Annotated in this window: 22 protein-coding genes; 15 read left to right on the forward strand and 7 right to left on the reverse strand. The window is 68.2% G+C overall.

The annotated features are described in order from the left end of the window. Positions 1 to 18: 18 nt before the first annotated feature. Genes alr through QMG28_RS14665 form a run of 4 tightly spaced genes read left to right on the forward strand, consistent with a single transcriptional unit; the run spans position 19 to position 3,537 of the window. Positions 19 to 1,068 carry an alanine racemase gene (gene alr / locus QMG28_RS14650; protein WP_281843064.1) on the forward strand — a complete coding sequence of 350 codons (1,050 nt, stop codon included), beginning with the start codon at positions 19 to 21 and terminating at the stop codon, positions 1,066 to 1,068. Between the two features lie 46 nt (positions 1,069 to 1,114). Then, entirely contained in the window at positions 1,115 to 1,558 is a 444-nt protein-coding gene (locus QMG28_RS14655) for a paraquat-inducible protein A (protein WP_281843065.1), read from the forward strand. Then, positions 1,558 to 2,922, forward strand: a complete 1,365-nt coding sequence (gene radA / locus QMG28_RS14660; protein ID WP_281843066.1) for a DNA repair protein RadA — start codon at positions 1,558 to 1,560, stop codon at positions 2,920 to 2,922. Before QMG28_RS14655 ends, radA begins: the two co-directional genes overlap by 1 nt. 21 nt (positions 2,923 to 2,943) lie before the next feature. Further along, positions 2,944 to 3,537 carry a CvpA family protein gene (locus QMG28_RS14665; protein ID WP_281843067.1) on the forward strand — a complete coding sequence of 198 codons (594 nt, stop codon included), beginning with the start codon at positions 2,944 to 2,946 and terminating at the stop codon, positions 3,535 to 3,537. Positions 3,538 to 3,543: 6 nt separating this feature from the next. Here QMG28_RS14665 and QMG28_RS14670 read toward each other — a convergent pair whose 3' ends face one another. After that, positions 3,544 to 4,719: an alpha/beta hydrolase gene (locus QMG28_RS14670; RefSeq protein WP_281843068.1), complete on the reverse strand. Its 1,176-nt coding sequence runs from the start codon at positions 4,717 to 4,719 to the stop codon at positions 3,544 to 3,546. A 173-nt stretch (positions 4,720 to 4,892) separates the two neighbouring features. On the opposite strand from QMG28_RS14670, the gene QMG28_RS14675 reads away from it, so the two are divergent. The 9 genes from QMG28_RS14675 (at position 4,893) to QMG28_RS14715 (ending at position 11,624) form a co-directional block, all read left to right on the forward strand. Beyond that, positions 4,893 to 5,057, forward strand: coding sequence for an RSP_7527 family protein (locus QMG28_RS14675; protein WP_281843069.1), 165 nt, complete (start codon positions 4,893 to 4,895; stop codon positions 5,055 to 5,057). Positions 5,058 to 5,252: 195 nt separating this feature from the next. Then, on the forward strand, positions 5,253 to 6,716 hold the full coding sequence (gene purF, locus QMG28_RS14680) for an amidophosphoribosyltransferase (protein WP_281843144.1): 1,464 nt from the start codon (positions 5,253 to 5,255) through the stop codon (positions 6,714 to 6,716). Then, positions 6,713 to 7,252, forward strand: coding sequence for a DUF2199 domain-containing protein (locus tag QMG28_RS14685; RefSeq protein ID WP_281843070.1), 540 nt, complete (start codon positions 6,713 to 6,715; stop codon positions 7,250 to 7,252). The genes purF and QMG28_RS14685 overlap by 4 nt, the downstream gene beginning before the upstream one ends. Before the next feature lie 53 nt (positions 7,253 to 7,305). Beyond that, complete coding sequence (locus tag QMG28_RS14690; protein WP_281843071.1) at positions 7,306 to 7,608, forward strand: hypothetical protein; 303 nt, start codon at positions 7,306 to 7,308, stop codon at positions 7,606 to 7,608. A gap of 111 nt (positions 7,609 to 7,719) precedes the next feature. After that, complete coding sequence (locus tag QMG28_RS14695) at positions 7,720 to 8,079, forward strand: iron chaperone (RefSeq protein ID WP_281843072.1); 360 nt, start codon at positions 7,720 to 7,722, stop codon at positions 8,077 to 8,079. A 75-nt stretch (positions 8,080 to 8,154) separates the two neighbouring features. Beyond that, positions 8,155 to 8,805, forward strand: coding sequence for an SDR family NAD(P)-dependent oxidoreductase (locus tag QMG28_RS14700; RefSeq protein WP_281843073.1), 651 nt, complete (start codon positions 8,155 to 8,157; stop codon positions 8,803 to 8,805). Positions 8,806 to 8,926: 121 nt separating this feature from the next. After that, positions 8,927 to 9,712 carry a 5'/3'-nucleotidase SurE gene (gene surE / locus QMG28_RS14705; protein ID WP_281843074.1) on the forward strand — a complete coding sequence of 262 codons (786 nt, stop codon included), beginning with the start codon at positions 8,927 to 8,929 and terminating at the stop codon, positions 9,710 to 9,712. Then, a complete protein-coding gene (locus tag QMG28_RS14710) occupies positions 9,709 to 10,356 on the forward strand; it encodes a protein-L-isoaspartate(D-aspartate) O-methyltransferase (protein ID WP_281843075.1) in 648 nt (215 codons plus the stop codon). Before surE ends, QMG28_RS14710 begins: the two co-directional genes overlap by 4 nt. A 113-nt stretch (positions 10,357 to 10,469) precedes the next feature. Further along, a complete protein-coding gene (locus QMG28_RS14715) occupies positions 10,470 to 11,624 on the forward strand; it encodes a peptidoglycan DD-metalloendopeptidase family protein (RefSeq protein ID WP_281843076.1) in 1,155 nt (384 codons plus the stop codon). A gap of 48 nt (positions 11,625 to 11,672) precedes the next feature. Here QMG28_RS14715 and der read toward each other — a convergent pair whose 3' ends face one another. The 4 genes from der to QMG28_RS14735 are packed head-to-tail and all read right to left on the reverse strand — an operon-like array spanning position 11,673 to position 15,483. Continuing rightward, entirely contained in the window at positions 11,673 to 13,148 is a 1,476-nt protein-coding gene (gene der, locus QMG28_RS14720; RefSeq protein ID WP_281843077.1) for a ribosome biogenesis GTPase Der, read from the reverse strand. Positions 13,149 to 13,200: 52 nt separating this feature from the next. Next, positions 13,201 to 14,592: an outer membrane protein assembly factor BamB family protein gene (locus QMG28_RS14725; protein WP_281843078.1), complete on the reverse strand. Its 1,392-nt coding sequence runs from the start codon at positions 14,590 to 14,592 to the stop codon at positions 13,201 to 13,203. Between the two features lie 40 nt (positions 14,593 to 14,632). Next, positions 14,633 to 15,280 carry a hypothetical protein gene (locus QMG28_RS14730; protein WP_281843079.1) on the reverse strand — a complete coding sequence of 216 codons (648 nt, stop codon included), beginning with the start codon at positions 15,278 to 15,280 and terminating at the stop codon, positions 14,633 to 14,635. Between the two features lie 47 nt (positions 15,281 to 15,327). Continuing rightward, positions 15,328 to 15,483: a hypothetical protein gene (locus QMG28_RS14735; protein WP_281843080.1), complete on the reverse strand. Its 156-nt coding sequence runs from the start codon at positions 15,481 to 15,483 to the stop codon at positions 15,328 to 15,330. Here QMG28_RS14735 and QMG28_RS14740 point away from each other — a divergent pair. Next, positions 15,482 to 16,600 carry an efflux RND transporter periplasmic adaptor subunit gene (locus QMG28_RS14740; protein ID WP_281843081.1) on the forward strand — a complete coding sequence of 373 codons (1,119 nt, stop codon included), beginning with the start codon at positions 15,482 to 15,484 and terminating at the stop codon, positions 16,598 to 16,600. The two genes, QMG28_RS14735 and QMG28_RS14740, sit on opposite strands and share 2 nt — an antisense overlap. Further along, on the forward strand, positions 16,597 to 20,400 hold the full coding sequence (locus tag QMG28_RS14745; protein WP_281843082.1) for an efflux RND transporter permease subunit: 3,804 nt from the start codon (positions 16,597 to 16,599) through the stop codon (positions 20,398 to 20,400). Before QMG28_RS14740 ends, QMG28_RS14745 begins: the two co-directional genes overlap by 4 nt. Here QMG28_RS14745 and QMG28_RS14750 read toward each other — a convergent pair. Together QMG28_RS14750 and QMG28_RS14755 are read right to left on the reverse strand one after the other, a co-directional pair. Beyond that, on the reverse strand, positions 20,384 to 21,283 hold the full coding sequence (locus QMG28_RS14750; protein ID WP_281843083.1) for a hypothetical protein: 900 nt from the start codon (positions 21,281 to 21,283) through the stop codon (positions 20,384 to 20,386). The two genes, QMG28_RS14745 and QMG28_RS14750, sit on opposite strands and share 17 nt — an antisense overlap. Beyond that, the gene (locus QMG28_RS14755; RefSeq protein WP_281843145.1) at positions 21,280 to 23,088 is read right to left on the reverse strand and encodes an ABCB family ABC transporter ATP-binding protein/permease; all 1,809 of its coding nucleotides are present in this window, start codon (positions 23,086 to 23,088) and stop codon (positions 21,280 to 21,282) included. Before QMG28_RS14755 ends, QMG28_RS14750 begins: the two co-directional genes overlap by 4 nt. Positions 23,089 to 23,163: the final 75 nt, after the last annotated feature.

The following is a 23,163-nucleotide window of genomic DNA, read 5'->3' on the forward strand; positions in this document are numbered from 1 at the left end:
TCACGGGAAACGAGCGGCATGAGCACCGGACGTTTGACGATTGATCTCGATGCGCTCGCCGCGAACTGGCGCGCGCTCGACGCGATGAGTGGCGCGCAGGTTCAGACCGCCGCCGTGGTGAAGGCCGATGCCTACGGGCTTGGCGTGGGCAAGGCCGCGCGGGCGCTGGCCGCCGCCGGGGCGCGGCGCTTTTTCGTCGCCGTCGCCGAGGAAGGCTGGGCGGTGCGCGAGGCGCTCGGGCCGGGGCCGGAGATCGGCGTTTTTTCCGGCCACATGGCGGGCGACACCGACATGATCCACGATCTGCATCTGGTGCCGATGCTGAACTCGATCGAACAGCTGACGCGCCATATCGAAGCGCTGCCGGGCCATCCCTTCGGCATCCAGCTCGATACCGGGATGAACCGCCTTGGCATGGAGCCGGCCGAATGGGCTGCGGTGCGCGATGTGGTGCTCGCCCAGGCGCCGCGCCTGCTCATGAGCCACCTCGCCTGCGCCGATGAGCCGGAGCACGAGATGAACCGCCAGCAGCTCGCCGCCTTCCACGAGATGACCGACGAGACCGGCGTGCCGCGCTCGCTCTCGGCCACCGGCGGCATCCTGCTCGGCCCGGATTATCACTTCGACCTCACCCGCCCCGGCATCGGCCTTTATGGCGGCTTGCCGTTCGAGGCGGCGCAGCCGGTGGTCGAGCTTGACCTGCCGGTGATCCAGATCCGCGATCTGGTGGCGGGCGAGAGCGTGGGCTACGGCAACACCTTCGTGGCCGAGCGCGCCACCCGCGTGGCGACCGTCTCGGGCGGCTATGCCGACGGGCTGTCGCGCCATCTGTCCAATCATGGCGTTCTGTTCCATGCCGACACGCCCTGCCCGATCCTCGGCCGCGTGTCGATGGACCTGATCGGCGTCGACGTGACCCATCTGGACGAGACCCCCAAGACGCTCACCATGATCGGCCCGCATCAGGGCGTCGACGATCTGGCCGAAGCCGCCGGCACCATCGGCTACGAGATCCTGACCCAGCTCGGCACCCGCTACGCACGTCGATATGCGCGCGGGCGAAGCTGAGGGAAAGCGCTCGCGCCCGCAGGCCCGATCGGATAATCCAAGCCTCATGCCCTGGCTCAGATACCTCAACCTCGCGCTTCTCGTGCTCTTCCCCATCGCCTGGTTCGCGCCGCTCCTGCGGGCGGGGATCAACCTGCCGCTGTTCGGGCTGGACGAGATCAGCGTGGTCTCCGGCCTTCAGGCATTGTGGGAAACGGATATCTTCCTTGCCCTGCTCGTCACCTTCTTCGCCATTTTCGCGCCGATCCTGAAGGTGATCGGCATTGCGCTGATCCAGTTCGGTCTGATGCGCCGCAAGGTTTTGCCGCTGCTGAACCTGATGGGCAAGCTGGCGATGGCCGATATCTTCCTGATCGCGCTCTATATCGTGGTGGTGAAGGGCGCCGGGATCGCCCGGGTCGAAACCGCCTGGGGGCTTTATCTGTTTACCTTCTGCGTGCTGGCCTCGATCTTCGTGGGGCTGATGACGCTGAAACGGGAGCGCGCGTGATGGCAAAGGCCCCGAGCTATGTGTGCCAGGAATGCGGCGCGGCGCATCGCAAGTGGTCGGGCCGCTGCGAGGCCTGCGGGACGTGGAATTCCATCATCGAGGAAAAGCCGCTTTCCGCCGGGCCGGCCTCGAAATCTCTTGGCGCGCTGCGCGGTTCGCCGGTCGCGCTCACCGACCTGGCCACCGAGGAAGCGCCGCCGCCGCGCACCATCTCGGGCGTGGCCGAGTTCGACCGGGTGCTGGGCGGCGGCCTGGTGCCCGCCAGCGCCATCCTTGTCGGCGGAGATCCGGGCATCGGCAAATCCACCCTGCTCCTGCAGGCCGCTGCAAGTTTCGCGCGCAATGGATTGAAAACCATATACGTTTCCGGCGAGGAGGCGAGCGCCCAGGTGCGGATGCGCGCCCAGCGCCTCGGCCTTGCCGACGCCCCCGTCAAGCTCGCCGCCGAGACCAACCTGCGCGATATCCTCACCACCCTTGAGGCCGAAAAGCCCGAGCTTGCCATCATCGATTCGATCCAGACGATGTGGGCTGACAATGTGGAAAGCGCGCCCGGCTCGGTGGCGCAGGTGCGCGCCGCCGCCCATGAGCTGACCACCTTCGCCAAGACCCGTGGCGTCTCGGTGGTTCTGGTCGGCCATGTCACCAAGGAAGGCCAGATCGCCGGCCCCCGCGTGGTCGAGCACATGGTGGATACGGTGCTCTATTTCGAGGGCGAGCGCGGCCATCAGTTCCGCATTCTGCGCGCGGTGAAAAACCGCTTCGGCCCCGCCGACGAAATCGGCGTGTTCGAGATGACGGGCGGCGGGCTGGCAGAGGTCGCCAACCCCTCCGCGCTGTTCCTGGCCGACCGCGAAGACCCGGCCCCCGGCTCGGTGGTGTTTGCCGGGATCGAGGGCACAAGGCCGGTGCTGGTGGAGTTGCAGGCGCTCGTCGCCCCCTCACCGCTTGCCCAGCCGCGCCGCTCGGTACTGGGATGGGATGCGGGGCGGCTCGCGATGATCCTCGCGGTGCTGGAAGCGCGGGTCGGCATCCCCTTCACCGGGCTTGACGTTTACCTCAACGTGGCCGGCGGCATGCGCGTCTCCGAACCCGCCGCCGACCTTGCCGTCGCCGCCGCCTTGCTCTCGGCGCGCGAGGATGCGGCGCTGCCGCGCGACACCGTGGTTTTCGGCGAAATCTCCCTGTCCGGGGCGCTGCGTCCGGTGACACAGGCGGAAAACAGGTTGAAAGAAGCGCAAAAACTTGGTTTCACAACGGCCATAGCCCCTGCGGGATCGAAATTCGGGCAAGGCTCGGGTATGACCCTGAAGACAATGGCCGATCTCGTCACCTTTGTGGGCGACACATTCGGAGCAGGCTGAGGCCGGAGAACAGGACAGCACATGGACGGGTTCACGATTGTCGACGGCGTGGTGGCGCTGGTTATCCTGGTTTCGGCGATTCTCGCCTATTCGCGCGGTTTCGTGCGCGAGGGCATGTCGATCGCCGGATGGATCGTCGCCGCGGTGGTCGCCTATATCTTCGCCCCCCGCGCCGTGCCGCTGATCAAGGAAATCCCGGTTCTGCGCGATTTCATCGCCGATAGCTGCGAACTCAGCGTGATCGCCTCCTTCGCCGGTGTGCTGGCGGTGGCGCTGGTCATTGTCTCGCTGTTCACGCCGCTGTTTTCCTCCGCCATCCAGCGCTCGGCGCTCGGCGGGGTGGACCAGGCGCTTGGCTTCGTCTTCGGCGTGCTGCGCGGGCTGTTGCTGGTGGCCATCGCGCTGGTGATCTACGATCGGGTGATCGTGACCGAGAGCTTCCCGATGGTCGACAATTCGCGCACCGCCAAGATCTTCGCGCGCACCTCCGGCAAGATCGACGAGCAGATCCCCGACGATGCGCCGGGCTGGATCGTCGAGCGCTACGAAGCGCTGGTGTCGTCCTGCACCGGGGCGGTTCCGGGCACAACGACGCAAGACACCGCCACGGAATAATCCGCGTCAGCCGTCTGACAGAAACGCCCCGACCTCCGACATCAGCAGCTCCCAGGCCGGATCCTGCGGCAGCGGAATGTGATTGGCGCTTTCCAGCGCCAGGAATTGCGCGTTGGGAATCGTCCGGGCGAGGATCTGTGCCTGTGCGAAGGGCTGCATCGCATCGTTGCGGGCATGCACCACCAGCGTAGGCGCGGCAACGCGCGCGGCATAGTCCGACGCATCGAGGCGCGAGATCGCGCGCCGGAGGGCCACCGCCCCCTCCGGCGAGATCGAGGCGCGCTGCATCTCGACAAAGGACGCCACCTGCTCCGGCGTGGCGTCGGGCATGAAAAATGCCGCGAAGGCGCGCATATAGGCCGCACCGTGTTCCGACCAGCCCTTGCGCGCCAGCGCCACGAAGGCGTCGGACAATTCCTTGTCTTCGACGCCACGGATCGCCGCGCCCTGAAGAAAGCCCCCGAGCAGCACCAGCCGGCGCACCCGTTCGGGGTATCGCGCCGCAAAGGCAATGGCGACGGGCACGTTTTGCGAGGGCGCGAAGATGTCGAAAGTATCCGCCCCCGCCGCGTCCGCCACCGCCTTCATGTCGTCGACCAGCAAGTCCAGCGTCTGCGCCCCGCCATCGCGCTGCGACAGCCCGGTGCCGCGCATATCGTAGCGAATGAGCCGCCGCCCCTGCCCCAGCCACTCCAGCAGCGGGCGCCACACCGGGTTGTCCCAATCCAGTTCGAGATGGGTCAGCCAGTGCCCGCCGCGCAGCAGGGCCGGGCCTTCGCCGGTGGCGCACCAAGCCAGCCCGGTGCCATCGGCGGCCGCGGCCAGGCGGATCGGCGGACGGGGCGCCCGCGCAGCCGCTGGCGGCGGCGTCTGCGTGCTCTCGACCGGCACCACGAGCTGTATCCCGCGCGACACCACGGTGTGAATCACCGCCTGCGCCCGGCCATTGTCGCCCACGGCACTGCGCGCCGCGCTGACCCGCGCGGAAATGGTCGAGTCCGACACGAAGCGGCCCTGCCAGATCACCTCGATCATGTCGTCGCGCGTGACCAGATCGCCGCCCTTTTCGGCAAGGAGCCGCAACAGGGAGAACACCTGCGGTTCGACGTCAACCGCCTTGCCCGCGCGCAGAAGGCGGTGTTTCGAAACGTCGAGGATACAATCGGCGAAGCGGAATTCCATTCGTCAGCCTAGCAGGAAATGCCCCGCAAACCCACGGCTATCAAAGGCATGCGGGGGCCGAAGGGTGAAAATCAGGAAAAACACAGGACCGTCTCAAGACGGTCTGAAAGCGGGCCGTCGCCCTGTGCGCCATGCTTGGACCATTGCCGTGATCCCAGAAGAAAGGCGCTCCAATGGCCCGCGATACCTTCCCGCAAACGCCCCGCCGCCGCGAAGACGGTTCGATCGACACCGATTTCTACATCCGCCGCGCCCACAGGCTGCGCGCCGACAACGCCCGCCGGATGGCGCAGGACGGACGGCGCGCCATGTTCAAGGCGCTGCACCTGAAACCCTGAGCAGGCGCCCGTGGCACGGGCAGCCGCGCCCGGAGCAATGGCGGAAAATGTTTTTCCGCCCGGTCAAAGGACGCGACGAAGTGTCATCGAAGCGTCACATCCGGCCCGTTGGCGGGTGACATGCCGCGCGCGAGCCCTTATGAGAGGGCCATCCCGCGCCCTCAGGATTCGCTGCAAATGACCTCCTGCGCCACCATGCCGCCCGCCCACCCTTTCGACGACGACAAGCTGAAGGAGGAATGCGGCGTCTACGGCGTGATCGGCCCCAAGGATGCCGCGAACTTCGTGGCCCTGGGCCTGCACGCGCTGCAACATCGCGGCCAGGAGGCAGGCGGGATCGTCAGCCACGATATGGATGCCGGCTTCAACTCGGCCCGCCGCTTCGGCTATGTGCGCGACAATTTCACCAAGGCCAGCCTGATGGAAACCCTGCCGGGGCCCATCGCCATCGGCCATGTGCGCTATTCCACCGCCGGGGCCAAGGGCGCGGCGATCCGCGACGTGCAGCCCTTCTTCGGCGAATTTTCGATGGGCGGCGCGGCGATTGCCCATAACGGCAACCTCACCAATGCCGAGGAATTGCGCCGCGAACTGATCGAGCGCGGCTCGATCTTCCAGTCCTCCTCCGATACCGAATGCATCATCCACCTGATGGCGCGCTCGATGGCGAAATCCATCCCCGACCGGATGGAGGATGCGCTGCGCCGGGTCGAGGGGGCGTTTTCCGTGGTTGCCATGACCCGCACCAAGCTGATGGGCGTGCGCGACCCGCTCGGCGTGCGCCCGCTGGTGCTGGGCCAGATCGGCGACGGCGATGGCTGGGTGCTGTCGTCGGAGACCTGCGCGCTCGACATCATCGGCGCCAAATATGTCCGCGAGATCGAGCCGGGCGAAATGGTGGTGATCTCGCCCGATGGCCGGATCGAAAGCCGCCGCCCGTTCCGCCCGGTCAAACCGCGCTTCTGCGTCTTCGAGCATGTCTATTTCTCGCGCCCCGATTCGATCATCGGCGGCCGCTCGGTCTATGAAACCCGCCGCCAGATCGGCGTGGAACTGGCGCGCGAGGCGCCGGTGGAGGCCGATCTGGTCTGCCCGGTGCCGGATTCGGGCACGCCCGCCGCCATCGGTTATGCCCATGAAAGCGGCATTCCCTTCGGCCTCGGCATCACCCGCAACCAATATATGGGCCGCACCTTCATCGAACCCACCGAGCAGATCCGCAACATGGGCGTGCGCCTCAAGCTCAACGTCAACCGGGCGCTGGTCGAGGGCAAGCGCGTGGTACTGGTGGATGACAGCGTGGTGCGCGGCACCACCTCGCGCAAGATCAAGGAAATGATCCTCGACGCGGGCGCCAAGGAGGTGCATTTCCGCATCGCCTCCCCGCCCACCGCCTGGCCCTGCTTCTACGGCGTCGACACGCCCGAGCGCTCCAAACTGCTGGCCGCGACGATGACCGAGGACGAGATGCGCGATTATCTCGGCGTCGACAGCCTGCGCTTCGTCTCGCTCGACGGGCTCTACCGCGCCGCCGGCGAAGCCGCCGGGCGCGACCCGCAACAGCCGCAATATTGCGATGCCTGCTTCTCCGGCGAATACCCGGTGGCGCCGTCGGACATGATCGCCAAGGGCTTCGAGGTGAAGGCCGCCGCCGAATGAGCGAGACGGCCCCGCTCGACGAAGACCCGCGCTGGCAAAAACTGATGGCGCGGGGCGGGATGGTATCTTTGCCCTTCGCCGCGCCGGATGGCTGGCCGCACGGGCCGATCCCGCCGGGCGAGAAATCGCTGGAGATCGGCGAAGACAGCCTGTCGCCGCTCTATTGCACCCTCGCCGGCCACCGCTTCCTGCGCGCGCTTCTGCTGTTGCCGATCACGGGCGCGCGCACGGTCTTCGGCTTCGAGAGCTGGGCCAGCGTCTCGGAAGACAGCTGGCGCGCCTTCCTCGCCGCGCGGGCGGGCGGCGAGGCGTTTCGCGGCAGTTTCGCCTGGCTCGGCAACAGCCTGCCCGGCTTCGCCCAGGCCGAGCCGGTGCCCTGCAACCTGGTGCCCGGCCCGGCGGGCCAGCCGCCCCGGCTGCAACCGCAGCCCGGCACCGCCCTCAACCGCGCCCAGAGCGACGGGATCTCCACCGCCCGGCTCGCCGCGATCTATGCCGGGGCCGGGCAGGACATCGCCACGCTGCTCGAAGGCTAACGCCGCCTTAACCCTGCCCCGCTAGGTTTGCCCCGGCACGAGCGGAGAGCGGCATGTCGGACACATCCAGCGCCCTAGGCGGCGCGCCCAACGCCTTTGTCGCGCAAGAGGCGACGAAACGCGCGGTGATGCCGCTGGACGAGGCGGCGCTGGTGGGCGTGGCCGGGCCGGAGGGCGCGATGCGGGCGCTCATCCGGATGGGCGACGGGGCGGTGATCTCGGGGATGGAAGGCGAGCGCATCGCACTTGGCCGGCTGATCGAGGTCTCGCCCGCCGGCGCGGTGCTGGAGCTTGCCAATGGCAATGCCACCTTCCTGCGGCCCTATCCCTGGGGGCTGGACCTGCCCGGCGGGTGACAGCGCGCCGCGCCGCCGCCGGCGCGCGGGATGGCCGGCGGGGAATGAGTATTTCTGCAAGGGTGAAGATGCAGGCTTGCCCTGCGCGCCGCACGGGCGCAGGCTCGCCGCATGGCAAAGCCCGAAACCCATGACGCCTATCTCGCCGCCCTGCCCGCCGATCAGCGGGCGGCGCTCATGGCGCTGCGCGACCAGATCAAAGCCGCCGCACCGCAGGCGCGGGAGGTGTTTTCCTACGGCGTGCCCGCCTTCCGCATCGGCCCCGGCACCGGCAAGGTGCTGGTCGGCTACGCGGCGATGAGGGCGCATTGCGGGCTTTACGTGTTCGAGGGCGAGCTTGTGGCGCGCTTCGCCGACAAGCTCGCCGGGTTCTCCACCGCCAAGGGCACGATCCGCTTCACCCCGGATGCGCCGCTGCCCGCCGCCCTCGTGGCCGAGATCGTCGCCGCCCGGCTGGCCGAACTCGGCTGACGCGGCGCTTTCGCGCACTGGACACGCCCGGCGCCGGGTGAGATACGAAGGCCCACCTGACCCCGGAGGAAAAGCATGTCGGAGAAGATCGCCCTCATCACCGGCGCCTCGCGCGGCCTTGGCGCGGCACTGGCCGTGGAGCTTGCGCCGACCCACCATATCGTCGCAGTCGGGCGCACCACCGGCGCGCTGGAAGAGATCGACGACAGGATCAAGGCGGCGGGCGGCGAAGCCACGCTCGCGCCGATGGACATCGCCAATGCCGAGGCGATGGCGCAGCTTTGCCGCGCGATCTACGACCGCTGGGGCAAGGTCGATCTCTGGGTCCACACCGCGATCGAGGCGATGCAGCTCACCCCCACCGCGCAGCTCGCGCTGCAGGAGGAGGATTTCGGGAAATCGCTGAAGGTGAATGTCGAGGCCACGGCGCGGCTGATCGCCTATGTCGCGCCGCTGCTGGGCGAGACCGGCACGGCGGTGTTCTTCCGCGACGATCATGCGGGCGAGAGCTTTTATGGCGGCTATGGCGCGACCAAGGCGGCGCAGATGGCGCTGGCCGGGAGCTGGCAGAAGGAATCGCAGCGCATCGGCCCGAAGGTGAAGATCGTCGAGCCGAAGCCGCTTGCCACCGCGATGCGCGCGCGTTTCCACCCGGGCGAGGACCGTTCGGAGCTGGCCTCGCCCTGGGACGAAGCCAGGCGCCTGCTGCCCGAAATCCTCGCCTGACCCACCACGACTGATTCATCTTGGCAACAATGCCGCGGCGGCGATGCGCGGCCGGGCGGGCCCGGCTTGCTCCGCCCGCGCCCCTCGCCTATTGACGAGACACCACCAACAGGCCGCCCATATGCGCATTCTCATCACCAATGACGACGGGATCAACGCTCCGGGTCTCGACGTGCTCGAAGCCATCGCGAAAGACATTGCCGGACCGGGGGGCGAGGTCTGGATCGTGGCCCCGGCCTTCGAGCAATCGGGCGTGGGCCATTGCATTTCCTATTCGCGCCCGATGATGCTGGCCGAACTGGCGCCCCGCCGCTTCGCCGCCGAGGGCACGCCCGCCGATTGCGTGCTGGCCGCGCTTGGCGATGCGATGCCGGGGCGGCCCGATCTGGTGCTGTCGGGCGTGAACCGGGGCAACAACGCCGCCGAGAACACGCTCTATTCCGGCACGATCGGCGCGGCGCTGGAGGCGGCGCTGCAAAGCCTGCCCGCGATCGCCCTGTCGCAATATCTCGGCCCCGACAACATCGACGCGCCGGATATCTTCGAGGCCGCGCGGGTGCATGGCGCGGGCGTGGTGCGGCGCCTGCTGGACGCGGCGCCCTGGGACGACGGGGCGGATTACAGGCTGTTCTACAACGTCAATTTCCCGCCCCTGCCCGCCGCGCGGGTGCAGGGCGTGCGCCCCGCCGCGCAGGGCTGGCGGCGCGATACCGTCTTCTCGACCGAACCCACGCTCTCGCCTTCGGGGCGGCGCTTTCTCTGGGTCAAGGGCGGGCCGCAGCACGAGCCGACCGCGCCCGGCACCGATGCCGCGGTCAATCTCGACGGCTATATCTCGGTCACGCCGATGCGCGCCGATCTTACCGCCCATGACCGGCTGGCCGATCTGGAGCGCGTCTTTTCATGACCCCGCCGGCCGCCAGCGACGCGGAACGCAAGATGCAGTTTCTCTTCGCGCTGCGCTCGAAGGGGGTCACGGACAAGCGGGTGCTCTCGGCGATGGAAACGGTGGACCGGGGGCTGTTCGTCAAGGGCATCTTCGAAGACCGCGCCTATGAAGACATGCCGCTGCCCATCGCCTCGGGCCAGACCATCAGCCAGCCCTCGGTGGTCGGGCTGATGACCCAGGCGCTCGATGTGCAGCCGAAATCCAAGGTGCTCGAAATCGGCACCGGCTCCGGGTATCAGGCGGCGATCCTCGCCCGGCTCGGGCGGCGGGTCTATACCGTCGACCGCCACCGCACGCTGGTGCGCGAGGCGCGGGCGGTGTTCGACGCGCTCGATCTGCACAATATCACCACCATCACCGGCGATGGCAGCTTCGGCCTGCCCGAGCAGGCGCCCTTCGACCGGATCATCGTCACCGCGGCGGCGGAAGACCCGCCGGGCCCGCTCTTGGCTCAGATGGCGATCGGGGGTATCATGGTTTTGCCGGTGGGGCAGTCCGACGCCGTGCAGACGCTTCTGAAAGTGACGCGCCTGAATGCGGGGTATGATTATCAGGAGCTCATGCCGGTGAGGTTCGTGCCCCTTCTGGAGGGGCTGGGGTAACGTATGAGTGGCCGCGCGCCCTGGCTTCAGGGGCCGGCAAAGGCAGCAACGGCAGGCGCCGCAAGAGCGCTCCGAACAGGCAGGCCCCGGACCGGGGTGAAAAGGACAAGAGCATGACTTTCCCGACCCGATTTTCCGCGCGCTTCGGCTTCGTGACGGCATCGCTTCTGGCGCTGGCGAGTTGCGGCGACGGCGGCATGGGCGATTTCGATTTCGACATGCGCGGCTTTGCCGGCGGCTTCACCACCGCCGATGCGGCACGCGACGCCCGCACCGCCGCCAGGCCCACGCCCGATGCGCGCGGCGTGATCTCCTACCCGACCTACGATGTCGCCGTCGCCCGCGAGGGCGAGACCATCGCCCAGATGGCGGGCCGTCTCGGCCTCGGCCCGAACGAACTGGGCCGCTACAACGGCATCCCGCCCGAAACCGCCTTGCGCGGCGGCGAGATCATCGCCCTGCCGCGCCAGGTGGGCAGCGCCGGCACGCCCGGCTCGGCCACGGCGGGCGGCACGATCGACGTGACCACGCTGGCCGGCAACGCGCTTGACCGTGTCGGCTCCGGCACTGCGCCCGCAAGCAGCGCCGCCGCCGGGCCGGAACCGGTGCGCCACCAGGTGACGCGCGGCGAGACGGCCTATTCCATCGCCCGCAATTACGGCGTGTCGGTGCGGTCGCTGGCCGAATGGAACAGCCTCGACAGCGCCCTGTCGGTGCGCGAGGGCCAATACCTGCTGATCCCGGTGGTTGTGGAGCCGGTGCGCAGCGCCGCGCTTGCCGAGGCCCCCGGCGTGGGTTCGGCCACCCCGGTGCCGCCCTCGGCGGGCACACCGCTGCCCACCGAAACGGCGGCGCCGGCCGCCGCCACCGCCGCCCCCAGCTCGCCCGGCCTCGGCGCCGCGCGCACCGCCGCCTCCAATGCGCGGATGACGATGCCGGTGGATGGCAGCGTCGTGCGGGCCTTCGAGAAGGGCAAGACCGACGGGATCGACATCTCGGCCAGCGCCGGGGCATCGGTGCGCGCCGCCGCCGCCGGCACCGTGGCGGCGATCACCCGCGACACCGATCAGGTGCCGATCCTGGTGCTGCGCCATTCGGGCAATCTGCTCACCGTCTATGCCGGGATCGACAATATCAAGGTCGAGAAGGGCGACAGCGTGAGCGCGGGCCAGGTCATCGCCAATGTGCGCGCCGCCAACCCCTCGTTCCTGCACTTCCAGGTGCGCGAAGGCACGCTCAGCGTCGACCCGCTGAGCTATCTGAACTGAGGGCAGGCCCGCCGCCTGCCCCCCGACGCCTGGTGAACAAAGAAGCCGTCAGCCCTTTTTGGGCTTCGGCTTGTCGAGATGCTTGCGCAGGCGCGAGGGGGCGCCCCAGTTCTTCTTGTCCTTGTAGGGGTTCTTCTCGGCCTGGCTGCGCATATGCAGCCGGATCGGCGTGCCGGGCATGTCAAAGTCATCCCGCAACCCGTTGATAAGATAGCGCGAATAGCTTTCCGGCAGCTTGTCGGGATGCGAGCACATCACCACGAAGCCGGGGGGCCGGGTCTTGACCTGGGTCATGTAGCGCAGGCGGATCCGGCGGCCACCCGGCGCGGGCGGCGGATGGGCCGAGACCATGCCTTCAAGCCAGCGGTTGAGACGCGCGGTGGAGACGCGGGCGTTCCACGTCTCATGCGCGCGCATGACCGCCGCGTGAAGCCGGTCGAGCCCCTTGCCCGTCTTGGCCGAGATCGTCACCAGCGGCGCGCCGCGCAGTTGCGGCAAGAGCCGCTCGAAGGCTTCGCGCAACTCCGACAGCTTTTCCTGCTTGTGGCGCTCGGCATCCCATTTGTTGACCGCCACCACCACGGCGCGGCCTTCGCGCTCGGCAAGGTCGGCGATGCGCAGATCCTGCTGCTCGAAGGGGATTGCCGCGTCCAGCAACACGATCACCACTTCCGCGAACTTGACCGCGCGCAACCCGTCTGCGACGGATAATTTCTCAAGCTTTTCCTGAACTTTCGCCTTCTTCCTCATCCCCGCAGTGTCGAAGATGCGGGTGGGCACATCGCCCCAGTCGAAAGCAAGCGAGATCGAATCGCGGGTGATCCCGGCTTCCGGGCCGGTCAGCAGCCGCTCCTCGCCAATGAGTTTGTTGATCAGGGTGGACTTGCCGGCATTGGGCCGCCCGACCACCGCCACCTGCAAGGGCCGCGCCCGGGTGGGCTTGCGCACGGCCTCGTCGTCATCCTCGTCCGACACGCTCACATCGGTCTCGGGCGCCTCGGCGGCCACGCGGGCGGCGCGTTCGGCCATTTCCTCGGCAATCGGCGTGAGCACGGCGGCAAGCTCGGCCATCCCCTCGCCATGCTCGGCAGACAGCGCCAGCGGCTCGCCCAGCCCCAGCCCCCAGGCCTCGATCAGCCCGGCCTCGGCGGCTCGGCCCTCGGACTTGTTGGCGGCGAGGATCACATGGGCGTTCTTGCGGCGCAGGATATCGGCAAAGACCTCGTCGGTCGGCAGTACCCCGGCGCGGGCGTCGATCAGGAACAGGCAGGCATCGGCCATTTCCACCGCCCGCTCAGTCAGCTTGCGCATCCGGCCCTGCAGGCTCTCGTCGGTGGCTTCCTCCAGCCCCGCCGTGTCGATCACGGTGAAGCGGAGCGGCCCGAGCCGCGCCTCGCCCTCGCGCAGATCGCGGGTAACGCCGGGCTGATCGTCGACCAGCGCAAGGCGTTTGCCCACAAGGCGATTGAAGAGCGTGGATTTGCCCACATTGGGCCGGCCCACGATGGCGAGGGTGAACGTCATGACCTATCCCCGGACAGCGAAGCGCGCGTCATACACCCGTTCGCGCCGGGCATCAACGCATCCCGATCAGGTCGCCCTTCTCGGTCATCAGCATCATCATGCCGCCGACGATGATCGGCCGGCTGGCCGCGCCGGCGGGCAGCTCGACGATGCCCAGCGGCGTGCCGTCTTCCGGGTTGAACGCCCGCAGGAAGCCATCGCCCGACGCGATCCAGACCCGGCCCGAGGCCAGCACCGGGCCAAAAGCCGGCCAGACCGATTTGAGCTTGCGCGGCTTGTCGGCGCGCTCATAGCGCGGCAGCGCCACTTCCCAGATCTTTTCGCCGCTGGCCGCCGAGAGCCGCACCAGCCGGGCCTCGTCATTGACGAAGAAGACCGAACCGCCGGCCACGCTCATCGTGCCCTGCGCGCCCTCCTCGACATTCCAGCGCGCCCGGCCATCGTTGAGGCCGATCGCCACGGCACGGCCCGACGCGGTGGCGGCAAAGACCATGTCGCCCGACACCACCGGCTCGCCGGTAAAGGCCTGCAGCACGCGGCGGGCGCGGCCCGGACGGTCGCCCGCCACGCGGGCATTCCAGCGCACAGTGCCGTTGGCGGCGTCGACGCCCAGCATCGAGCCATTGGCCAGCGGGAAGAGCACGATATTGCCGCTCACCGCCGGGGCAGCCGTGCCCGAAACGCCGCTTTGCGTCGGCACGCCGGCAAGGCGCCAGCCGATCCGGCCGGTATCGGTGTTCACCGCATAGGCCACGGAATTGCCGGTGGTGACGAAGACCTGCCCGCCCGACACGGTCGGCGCGCCGTTCACCGCGGCCTCGAATTTCTGCCGCCACAGCACATTGCCGGAGGCGGGATCGAGCGCCACCAGCTCGCCCTGGGTGGTGGTGGCGAAGAGCTTGCCGTCGCCCAGCGCGAGGCCGCCGCCGGAGGCGGTGCCGTCCCGCTCGCCCGGCGCGGTGAGATTGGCACTCCACAGCGTCGCGCCGCCCACCGCATGGGCCATCACATTGGCATGGCTGTCCATCGTGAAAACGCGCCCACCTTCGGCCACCGGCTCGGCGGTGATGCGGTATTTGCGCTCGTTGCCGGCACCGGCCGAGGCGCTCCAGGCCAGCACCGGCTGGGCCGACAGCGTGGCATGGGGCAGGCTGTGCTGGGCATTGGCGCCGCGATGGGTCCAGCTTGACGGCGCCCCCGCAGCACCAAGGCTGATCGCGCGGGCCTGGTTCTCGAACGGCGCGGTGCGCTCGCCCGCCACTTCGGTGGCTCCGGCCACCGCCTGCGGATCGGTCGTGTCATAGCCGGGGCTGCGGATGTCTTCGCGCAAACCGTCGAGGATCAGTTCCTTCGAACATCCCGTGACCGCCAGGGCCATCGCACCGACAAGGGCCAGGTTCCGCATCGCCTTCATCTTTTCCACCCGCTTGCCCCCCAAGCTCATCTGCTCATCTGCTCTTCTCTGTTGTCGTCCGCCCCGGCGCTCAGCCTGCGGCGGCGGGATCGCCTCCCAGCGCCACAATCAACTGTGTGGCCCTTTGGCGCAAGGGTCCAGATGCTTCGGTATCGGTCAAAAGCGCCTGCAGACGGGCCAGCGCGGCATCGGTGTTGCCAAGTTCGATCTCAGCCAGCGCCATCTGCTCCTCGGCCAGCACCCGGAACGCCCCGCCCGGCGCGGTCAGCGGCTCCAGCGCCGCAAGCCGGGTTTCGGCATCGACCACACCGCCGGGCAGCATCGCCCGCTTCAGCGCCGCGAGATCACGGTAGAGCACCGGCAGCGACGGATCGGCGGCCAGCGCGGCAAGGGTTTCGCTGGCCTGAGCCGGATCGCCCGCCTCGGCGGCTTCGATCAGGCCAAGCAGCACCGCCGTCTCACCGCCGGCGGACACCGCGGCCAGCGCCTCGGCGCGGGCACCGGCATCTTCGGTCTCGACGGCGGCGAGGATCGCATCGCCGACGGCTTCCGCCGCCGCGCGATCGCGCGCCTTCATCCATTCGTTCACCGCCGCGCCGCCGACCACAAGCACCACGGCGACCACACCGATCCAGCCATATTTGCGCAAGGCGCCATAGAGTTTGTCGCGGCGGACCTCCTCGGTCACCTCGTCGATGAAGGATTCGTGGTTTGACACGTGCTCGGCCTCCGCAAGATTTGCCCCTCTTTAACGCGAAGGCGCGATCATTGCCAAGGGTTGCGCAAAAAGTGGCGGCAAGCCGCAACATCTGGCGGCAAATTGGCGCGTTCCGGTTGAGCGGGCGGCAATTTCGCCTTATCTCGGAAAGGATTATCGGCGCGCGACACCGCGCCCGAACCGCTGGATTGTGTATCAGACATGCGCCCAATTCCGATCCTCACCGCGCTGGCCGCCATTGGCGTCCTGTTCCTTCTCGTTTTCCAGCGCGACACACTGCGCGGGATCGCCGGGTTCGAGCCCGAGCCTGCCGCCGCCGTCGCCCCCGCGCCAGACACATCTGCCGCGGGCGATGCCATGCCCGAAGGCGTGTCGGTCATCGCCATCGCCTCGACGGCGCGCGAGATCGACAGCGCGGTGGTGCTGCGCGGGCGCACCGAGGCCGCCCGCACGCTCGATCTGATGGCCGAGACCAGCGGCAAGGTCGTCTCGCCCGCCATCCCCAAGGGCCGGCTGGTGACCGAAGGCGATGTGCTGTGCGAGATCGACATGGGCACGCGCGAGGCGGCGCTGGCCCAGGCGCAGGCGGCGCGCGACGAAGCGGCGCTGGTGCTGCGCAATGCCGAGGCGCTGGCCGCCGACGGCTTTGCCGCCGAAACCCGGGTGGCCTCGGCGCGCGCGGCGATGGAGGCCGCCGGCGCGGCGGTCGCCCAGGCCGAGCGCGACATCGCCAATACCCGCATCACCGCGCCGTTCGATGGCGTGCTGGAGAGCGACACCGCCGAGCCCGGCAGCCTGCTGATGGCCGGCAGCCCCTGCGCCCGGCTGATCGACCTCGACCCGATCCGCCTTGTCGGCTTCGTCGCCGAGGTGGATGTGGAGCGCATCGCCCCCGGCGCGCAGGTGGGCGCGCGGCTTTCCACGGGCCGCGAGGTGCCGGGCCGGGTCACCTTCGTCTCGCGCTCCGCCGACAGCGCCACCCGCACCTTCCGCGTCGAGGCCGAGGTGGCGAATGCCGATCTCTCGATCCGCGACGGCCAGACCGCTGAAATCCTGATCCGTTCCGAGGGCCGGATGGCGCATCTGCTGCCGCAATCGGCGCTCACCCTCGATGACGCGGGCACGCTCGGCGTGCGGATCGCCGAGCCGCAGGGCGCGGGGCATGTCGCCCGGTTCGTGCCGGTCGAGCTTCTGCGCGACACCCGCGAAGGCGTCTGGGTTGCCGGCCTCGCCGACAGCGCCACGGTGATCGTCTCCGGCCAGGATTACGTGACCGACGGCGTCGCCCTCGCCGTGACGATGCGGGAGAGCGGCACATGACCCATATCGTCGACTGGGCCGCATCCCGGGCGCGCATGGTGCTCGCCTTCATCGCCCTGTCGCTGATTGCCGGGGTCGCCGCCTATATCGGCCTGCCGAAAGAGGGCCAGCCCGATATCGAGGTGCCGGCGCTCTTCGTCTCCGTCCCCTTCCCCGGCATCTCCGCCGCCGACAGCGAGCGGCTGCTGGTGCAGCCGATGGAGAACGAGCTCGGCGATCTCGACGGGCTGAAGAAGATGACCGGGACGGCGGCGGAAAATTATGCCGGCGTGGTGCTGGAATTCGAGTTTGGCTGGGACCGCTCCAAGGTGATCGCCGATGTGCGCGACGCGATGAACCGCGCCGAGGCCGACTTTCCCGCCGGGGCCGAGAGCTACAGCGTCAACGAGTTCAACTTTTCCGAGTTTCCGTTTCTGATCGTCAACCTCACCGGCGAGGTGCCCGAGCGCAGCCTGATCCGGCTGGCGCAGGATCTGCAGGACAAGATCGAGGGGATCGACGCGGTGCTGGAGGCCACGCTGACCGGCTACCGCGACGAGATGCTCGAAGTCGAGATCGACCCGCTGAAGCTGGAAGCCTACAACGTCACCGCCGCCGAACTGATCAACGTGGTGGTGCAGAACAACCAGCTCATCGCCGCCGGCGCGATCACCACCCCGTCCGGCGCCAATGCGGTGAAGATCCCCTCAAGCTTCGACGAGGTGGCCGATATCTATGCCCTGCCGGTCAAGGTGAACGGCGACAGCGTGGTGACGCTGGGCGATCTCGCCACCATCCGCCTCACCTTCGCCGACCGCACCGGCACCGCCAGCTTCAACGGCGAGACGACGGTGGCGCTGCAGGTGGTCAAGCGCAAGGGCTTCAACCTGATCGACACCGCCGCCCAGGTGCGCGCCGTTGTCGAAGGCGCGCGCGCCGAGTGGCCGCAGGCGCTGCACGACGCGGTGCAGGTGCAGTTTTCGAACGACGAATCGGTGACCGTCACCAGCATGGTGCGCCAGCTCGAAGGCTCGGTGATCACCGCCATCGCGCTGGTGATGGTGGTGGTGCTGGCGAGCCTCGGAATGCGCTCGGCCCTGCTCGTGGGCTTCGCCATCCCCGCTTCGTTCCTGCTCACCTTCGCGCTCTTCGCCGGTCTGGGTTTTGCGGTGAACAACATCGTCATGTTCGGCCTGATCCTCGCCGTGGGGATGCTGGTGGACGGCGCCATCGTGGTGGTGGAATACGCCGACAAGCGGATCGCCGAGGGCACCGGGCCGATGCACGCCTATGTCGAGGCGGCCAAGCGGATGTTCTGGCCGATCGTGTCGTCGACGGCGACGACGCTTTCGGCCTTCCTGCCGATGCTGCTCTGGCCCGGTGTGGCGGGCGAATTCATGGAGATGCTGCCGCTCACGCTGATCTTTGTGCTCACCGCCTCGCTGGTGGTGGCGCTGGTTTTCCTGCCCATCGTCGGCGGCATTGCCGGGCGGATGAGCCGCACGCTGGACCGCAGCTCCAACGTGCTGCGCCCGCTGCCGCTGGTGCTGCGCCTTGGACTGGTGGCGCTGGCGACGGCGGGGCTGTTCCTCGGCGCGATGCAGCTTCTGAACCCCGGCTACCTGCTGCCCGACACCATCGCCCGCCCCGTGGCGATGACCTTCGGCCTCGTTCTCTTCGCGGGCTTCGCCACGCTCACCACCGTGGCGCTCGACGCGGTGAAGATCCACCGCGCGCCGAAGAAGATCGTGGCCGGCTACCGGCGCAGCCCGTTCGGGCGGCTGATCGCCTTCATCACCGGCAACCCGGTGATGCCGCTGGTCGCCATCGCGCTGGTTCTGGCCTTCATCGCCGAAACCTTCCTCTATTACCGCGACCACAATAACGGCATGGAATTCTTCGCCGATCTCGAACCGGAACAGGCCATCGTCTATGTCCGGGCCCGCGGCAACCTTTCGATCGAGGAGAAGGACGCGATGGTCGCCGAGGTTTCCGACGCGGTGCGCGCGGTGACCGGGGTGACCAACGTGTTCGCCTTCGCCGGTGAGGGCGGGATCTCGAAGAACACCGCCGGCGCCAGCGGCCCGCGCGACCAGATCGGCCAGGTGCAGGTGGAAATGACCGCCTGGGACGACCGGCCCGTCACCGTCGAACCCGCCCGGCTGCTGGGGATCATCCCCTATGAGAAGCGCAGCGTCGATCCCGGCTATGCCGGCGATTACGTGCTGGACGAGATCGAGGCGCGGCTCGCGCGCCTGCCCGGCATTCGCTTCGAGATCATGCCCATCGTGATGGGTCCGGCTTCGGCCAAGCCGGTGCATCTGCGCCTCACCGGCGATGACTGGGCGGCGCTGACCGAGGCCACCGCGATCACCCATGCCCGGCTGGCCGCGATGCCGGGCCTCACCGATATCGAAGACAGCCGCCCCCTGCCCGGCCTCGACTGGGAGCTTGAGGTCGATGTCGAGGCGGCCGGGCGCTATGGCACCAATGTGGCCACCGTCGGCGGCATGGTGCAGCTCGTCACCACCGGGCTCCTGCTCGACACGATGCGGGTGGAAAGCTCGGACGAAGAGATCGAGATCCGGGTTCGCGTACCGGAGAAGGACCGGGTGCTCGCCACGCTCGACACGCTCAGGCTGCGCACCAATGACGGGCTGGTGCCGTTGTCGAATTTCGTCACCCGCAAGCCGGTGCCGACACTGGGCCAGATCGACCGGGTCGATCAGCAGCGCTTCTTCGACCTGCGCGCCGGGGTGGCGGAGGGGCTGGTGATCCTGCGCGCGGGCCGCGACGATCCGGGCGAGGTGATGACGCTGGACGAGGCCGACCGGCGCATCGCCGAAGACAGCGCCACGCGCTACACCAAGGTGCCCGTCACCCCGTCGGAGCGGATCGCCGCGATCACCGAATGGCTCGACACCGGGCCGCTCCCCGCCGGGATCGGCTGGGAATGGACGGGCGACGAACAGGAACAGGCCGACAGCATGGCCTTCCTGTCGAAAGCCTTCGGCGCGGCGCTGTTTTTGATGTTCATCATCCTGCTGGCGCAGTTCAACTCGCTCTACAACTCGGTTCTGGTGCTGCTCGCGGTGGTGCTTTCGACCGCCGGCGTGCTGGTGGGGATGCTGGTCATGGGCCAGGCGTTTTCGGCGATCATGACCGGCACCGGCATTCTCGCGCTGGCGGGGATCGTGGTGAACAACAACATCGTCCTGATCGACACCTACCAGGATTATTCGCGCTACATGCCGAAGCTGGAGGCCATCGCGCGCACCGCCGAAGACCGGATCCGCCCGGTGCTGCTGACCACGATCACCACGATGGCGGGGCTGACGCCGATGATGTTCGCCCTGTCCTTCGATTTCATCGGCGGCAGCTACTCTGTTGCCGCGCCCACCGCCCTGTGGTGGACCCAGCTCGCCACCGCGGTGGTGTTCGGCCTTGGCATCGCCACGGTGCTCACCCTGATCTTCACCCCCGCCATGCTGGCGCTGCGCATCTGGATCGCCAGGGGCGCCTATGGCTCCGTGGCCCGGCTGAAGGCGCTCACCCTCGGCGGCGCCAGCCGCGCGGCGCGCGACATTGCACTGACCAAGGCGGCCCGCAAGACGCCGCTGGGCGACCTCGTCTGGGATTTCGGCGACGAGGCGGAACCCGACGAGGGTGAAGAGGCCCCGGCATTCACCGATGTGGAGACGGTCCTGCGCGACCATGGCAGCGCCCGAACGGCGGCCAACAGCGCGCCGCAGGACGACGAGGCCGGGGACGCGGACGACAACCGCGACGCCGACGGCAACCCGCTCAGGGCCGCCGAGTAAAGCGCATCAGCTGCGCCTGCGCCCGCAGCGAAAGCCGGTCGATCACCTGCCCGATGCCGAGCCGCCGCCAGCGCGGCGCCCAGCCGTCGCGCCGGGCGCGGCCCGCCTCGGCCTGCGCCGGATCGCGCCCGGCCTCGGCAAGAAGCGCTGCGCCGCTCTGCAGCTCATAGCCGAAAAAGGCCACCAGTTCGGGATCTTTCGCCAGCACCGCATTGGCCCAGTCCCATTCCTGCGCGGTGAGAAAGGCAAGTTGGCGGCGGGTCTGGTCTTCGATCCCGCGGGTTCGTTCATTGGCCTTGCCGATGATCGTGCCAAGCGGGCGGGTCTCGATCCCGAGCGCGCGGTTCAGCACCTCAGGCGCGGCGCAGAAATCCTCGTAAGAGATCCGTCCGATCCCGGGATGCGCCTCGACCGCCTGCCGCATGAACCGCGCCCGCCGCTGCCAGCGCCGTGCCGCGTCCTGCACCGCTTTGCGGCTGAGCGGCGGGTTGGCGTAATTGTAGAGCACGGAGGCGACGAAGAAATACGGCGAGGCGGCGGAAAACACCGCCCGCATATCCGGCCCGAAGGTCTCGAAAATCGCATCGGCGCGCAGAAAGTCGGGCGGCGAGGCCTCGATGAACAGATCCTTGCCCGCCCGCCGCGCGAGCCGCTCCCATTCACGCCGGATGAACCGCCAGTCGAGCGGGCGCGCCGGATCGTCCCAGGCGTGGCTCATCTGGCGCCAGACCGCCGGCGCCATCTGGCCCTCGTTGTTGCCATAGGGCGGCAGATAGCCGCCGGTCTGCTGCGCCAGGTAACGCGCCATGACCGTGGTGCCGGAATTGTTGAGCGAGAACAGGAAGATAAACCGCACCGCCCGGTGATCCACCGCCTCCGTCACGCCGCCGCTTCTTCTTCCTCGGCCGCCTGCCGGACCCACATCGCGGCGTATTTGCCGCCCCGGTCCAGCAGCGCGTCATGGGTGCCCTCTTCGGTGACCACGCCGTTTTCCAGCACCACGATCCGGTCGGCATCGACGATGGTCGAGAGCCGGTGCGCGATGGTGATCACGGTGCGGCCCTGGCCCATCGCCTTGAGGCTCACCTGAATATCGCGCTCGGTCTCGGTGTCGAGCGCGCTGGTGGCCTCGTCGAGCAGCAGGATCGGCGGGTTCTTCAGCAGCGTGCGGGCGATCCCCACCCGCTGCTTCTCGCCGCCCGAAAGTTTCAGCCCGCGTTCGCCCACCGCCGTCTCGTAGCCCTCCGGCAGCGACATGATGAAATCGTGGATCTTCGCCGCCTTCGCCGCCGCCTCGATCTCGGCAAAGCTGGCGCCAGCCCGGCCATAGGCGATATTGTAGCGGATCGTGTCGTTGAACAGCACCGTATCCTGCGGCACCACGCCGATGGCGGCGTGCACGCTGTCCTGCGTCACGTCGCGCAGATCCTGCCCGTCGATCGTCACCGCCCCGCCGCTCACGTCGTAGAAGCGGAACAGCAGCCGGCCGATGGTGGATTTGCCCGAGCCGGACGGGCCGACCAGCGCCACCGTCTCGCCCGCGGGCACATCGACGGTGATGCCATGCAGGATCGGTCGGGCCGGATCGTAACCGAATTCGACGGCGTCGAGCCGGACATGGCCGCCGGTCACCTTGAGCGGGGCCGCCCCCGGCTTGTCGGTCACCTCGGCGGGCTGTTCGAGCAGATCGAACATCTCGGCCATATCCACCAGCGCCTGGCGGATCTCGCGGTAGACGGAGCCGAGAAAGTTCAGCGGCATGGTGATCTGCACCATATAGGCGTTGACCATGACGAAATCGCCCACGGTAAGCTGGCCGTTCTGCACGCCGATAGCGGCAAGGATCATCACCGCGACAAGGCCCGCCGTGATGATGAAGCTCTGCCCGGCATTGAGGAAGGCAAGCGATTGCGAGGTCTTGACCGCCGCCGTCTCGTAGCCCGCCATCGAAGCGTCGTAGCGCTCGGCCTCGCGCCTGTCGGCGTTGAAATACTTCACCGTCTCGAAGTTGAGCAGCGAGTCGATGGCCTTCTGGTGCGCCTCCTGGTCCTGGTCGTTCATCTGCTTGCGGATCTTCACCCGCCACTCGGTGACCGTGAAGGTGAACCAGACATAGAGCGCGATGGTGGCGACGACGACGGCCAGATACCAGACATCGAACAGCCAGAAAAAGATCGCCGCGACCATGAACAGCTCAAGAAACAGCGGGCCGATGTTGAACAACAGGAAGCGCAGCAGGAATTCCACCCCCTTCACGCCCCGTTCCATGATCCGGCTGAGCGTGCCGGTCTTGCGGGTGATGTGGTAGCGCAGGCTCAGCGCGTGGATGTGCTGGAACGTTTCCAGCGCCAGCGCCCTCAGCGCACGCTGCGCCACCTTGGCAAAGACCGAGTCGCGAAATTGCTGGAACCCGACCGACAGGAACCGCGCCACGCCATAGGCCACGGTCAGCCCGATGGCCCCCATCCCCAGCATCCAGGCGCTGCTGACCTCACCCTCGCCGGTGAGCGTATCGACCGCGGTCTTGTAAAACAGCGGCGTGGCCACCGCGACGAGCTTGGCGGCAAACAGGAAGAGCATCGCCACAACGACGCGCACCTTGATCTCGGTCTGACCTTTGGGCCAGAGATACGGCGCCGCGCGCCGGATCGTGCGCATCCCCTGCCCCTTGCGCGCTCCGCTCACCATCTCGTCGGAAATCGTCGTGCGCCCGCCGCCTCGTCTCATGCCTGTCCCCTTCATTGATGAAGGTGAGATAGGCCC

The organism is Sinisalibacter aestuarii, assembly GCF_027923545.1.
Taxonomy (GTDB): domain Bacteria; phylum Pseudomonadota; class Alphaproteobacteria; order Rhodobacterales; family Rhodobacteraceae; genus Sinisalibacter; species Sinisalibacter aestuarii.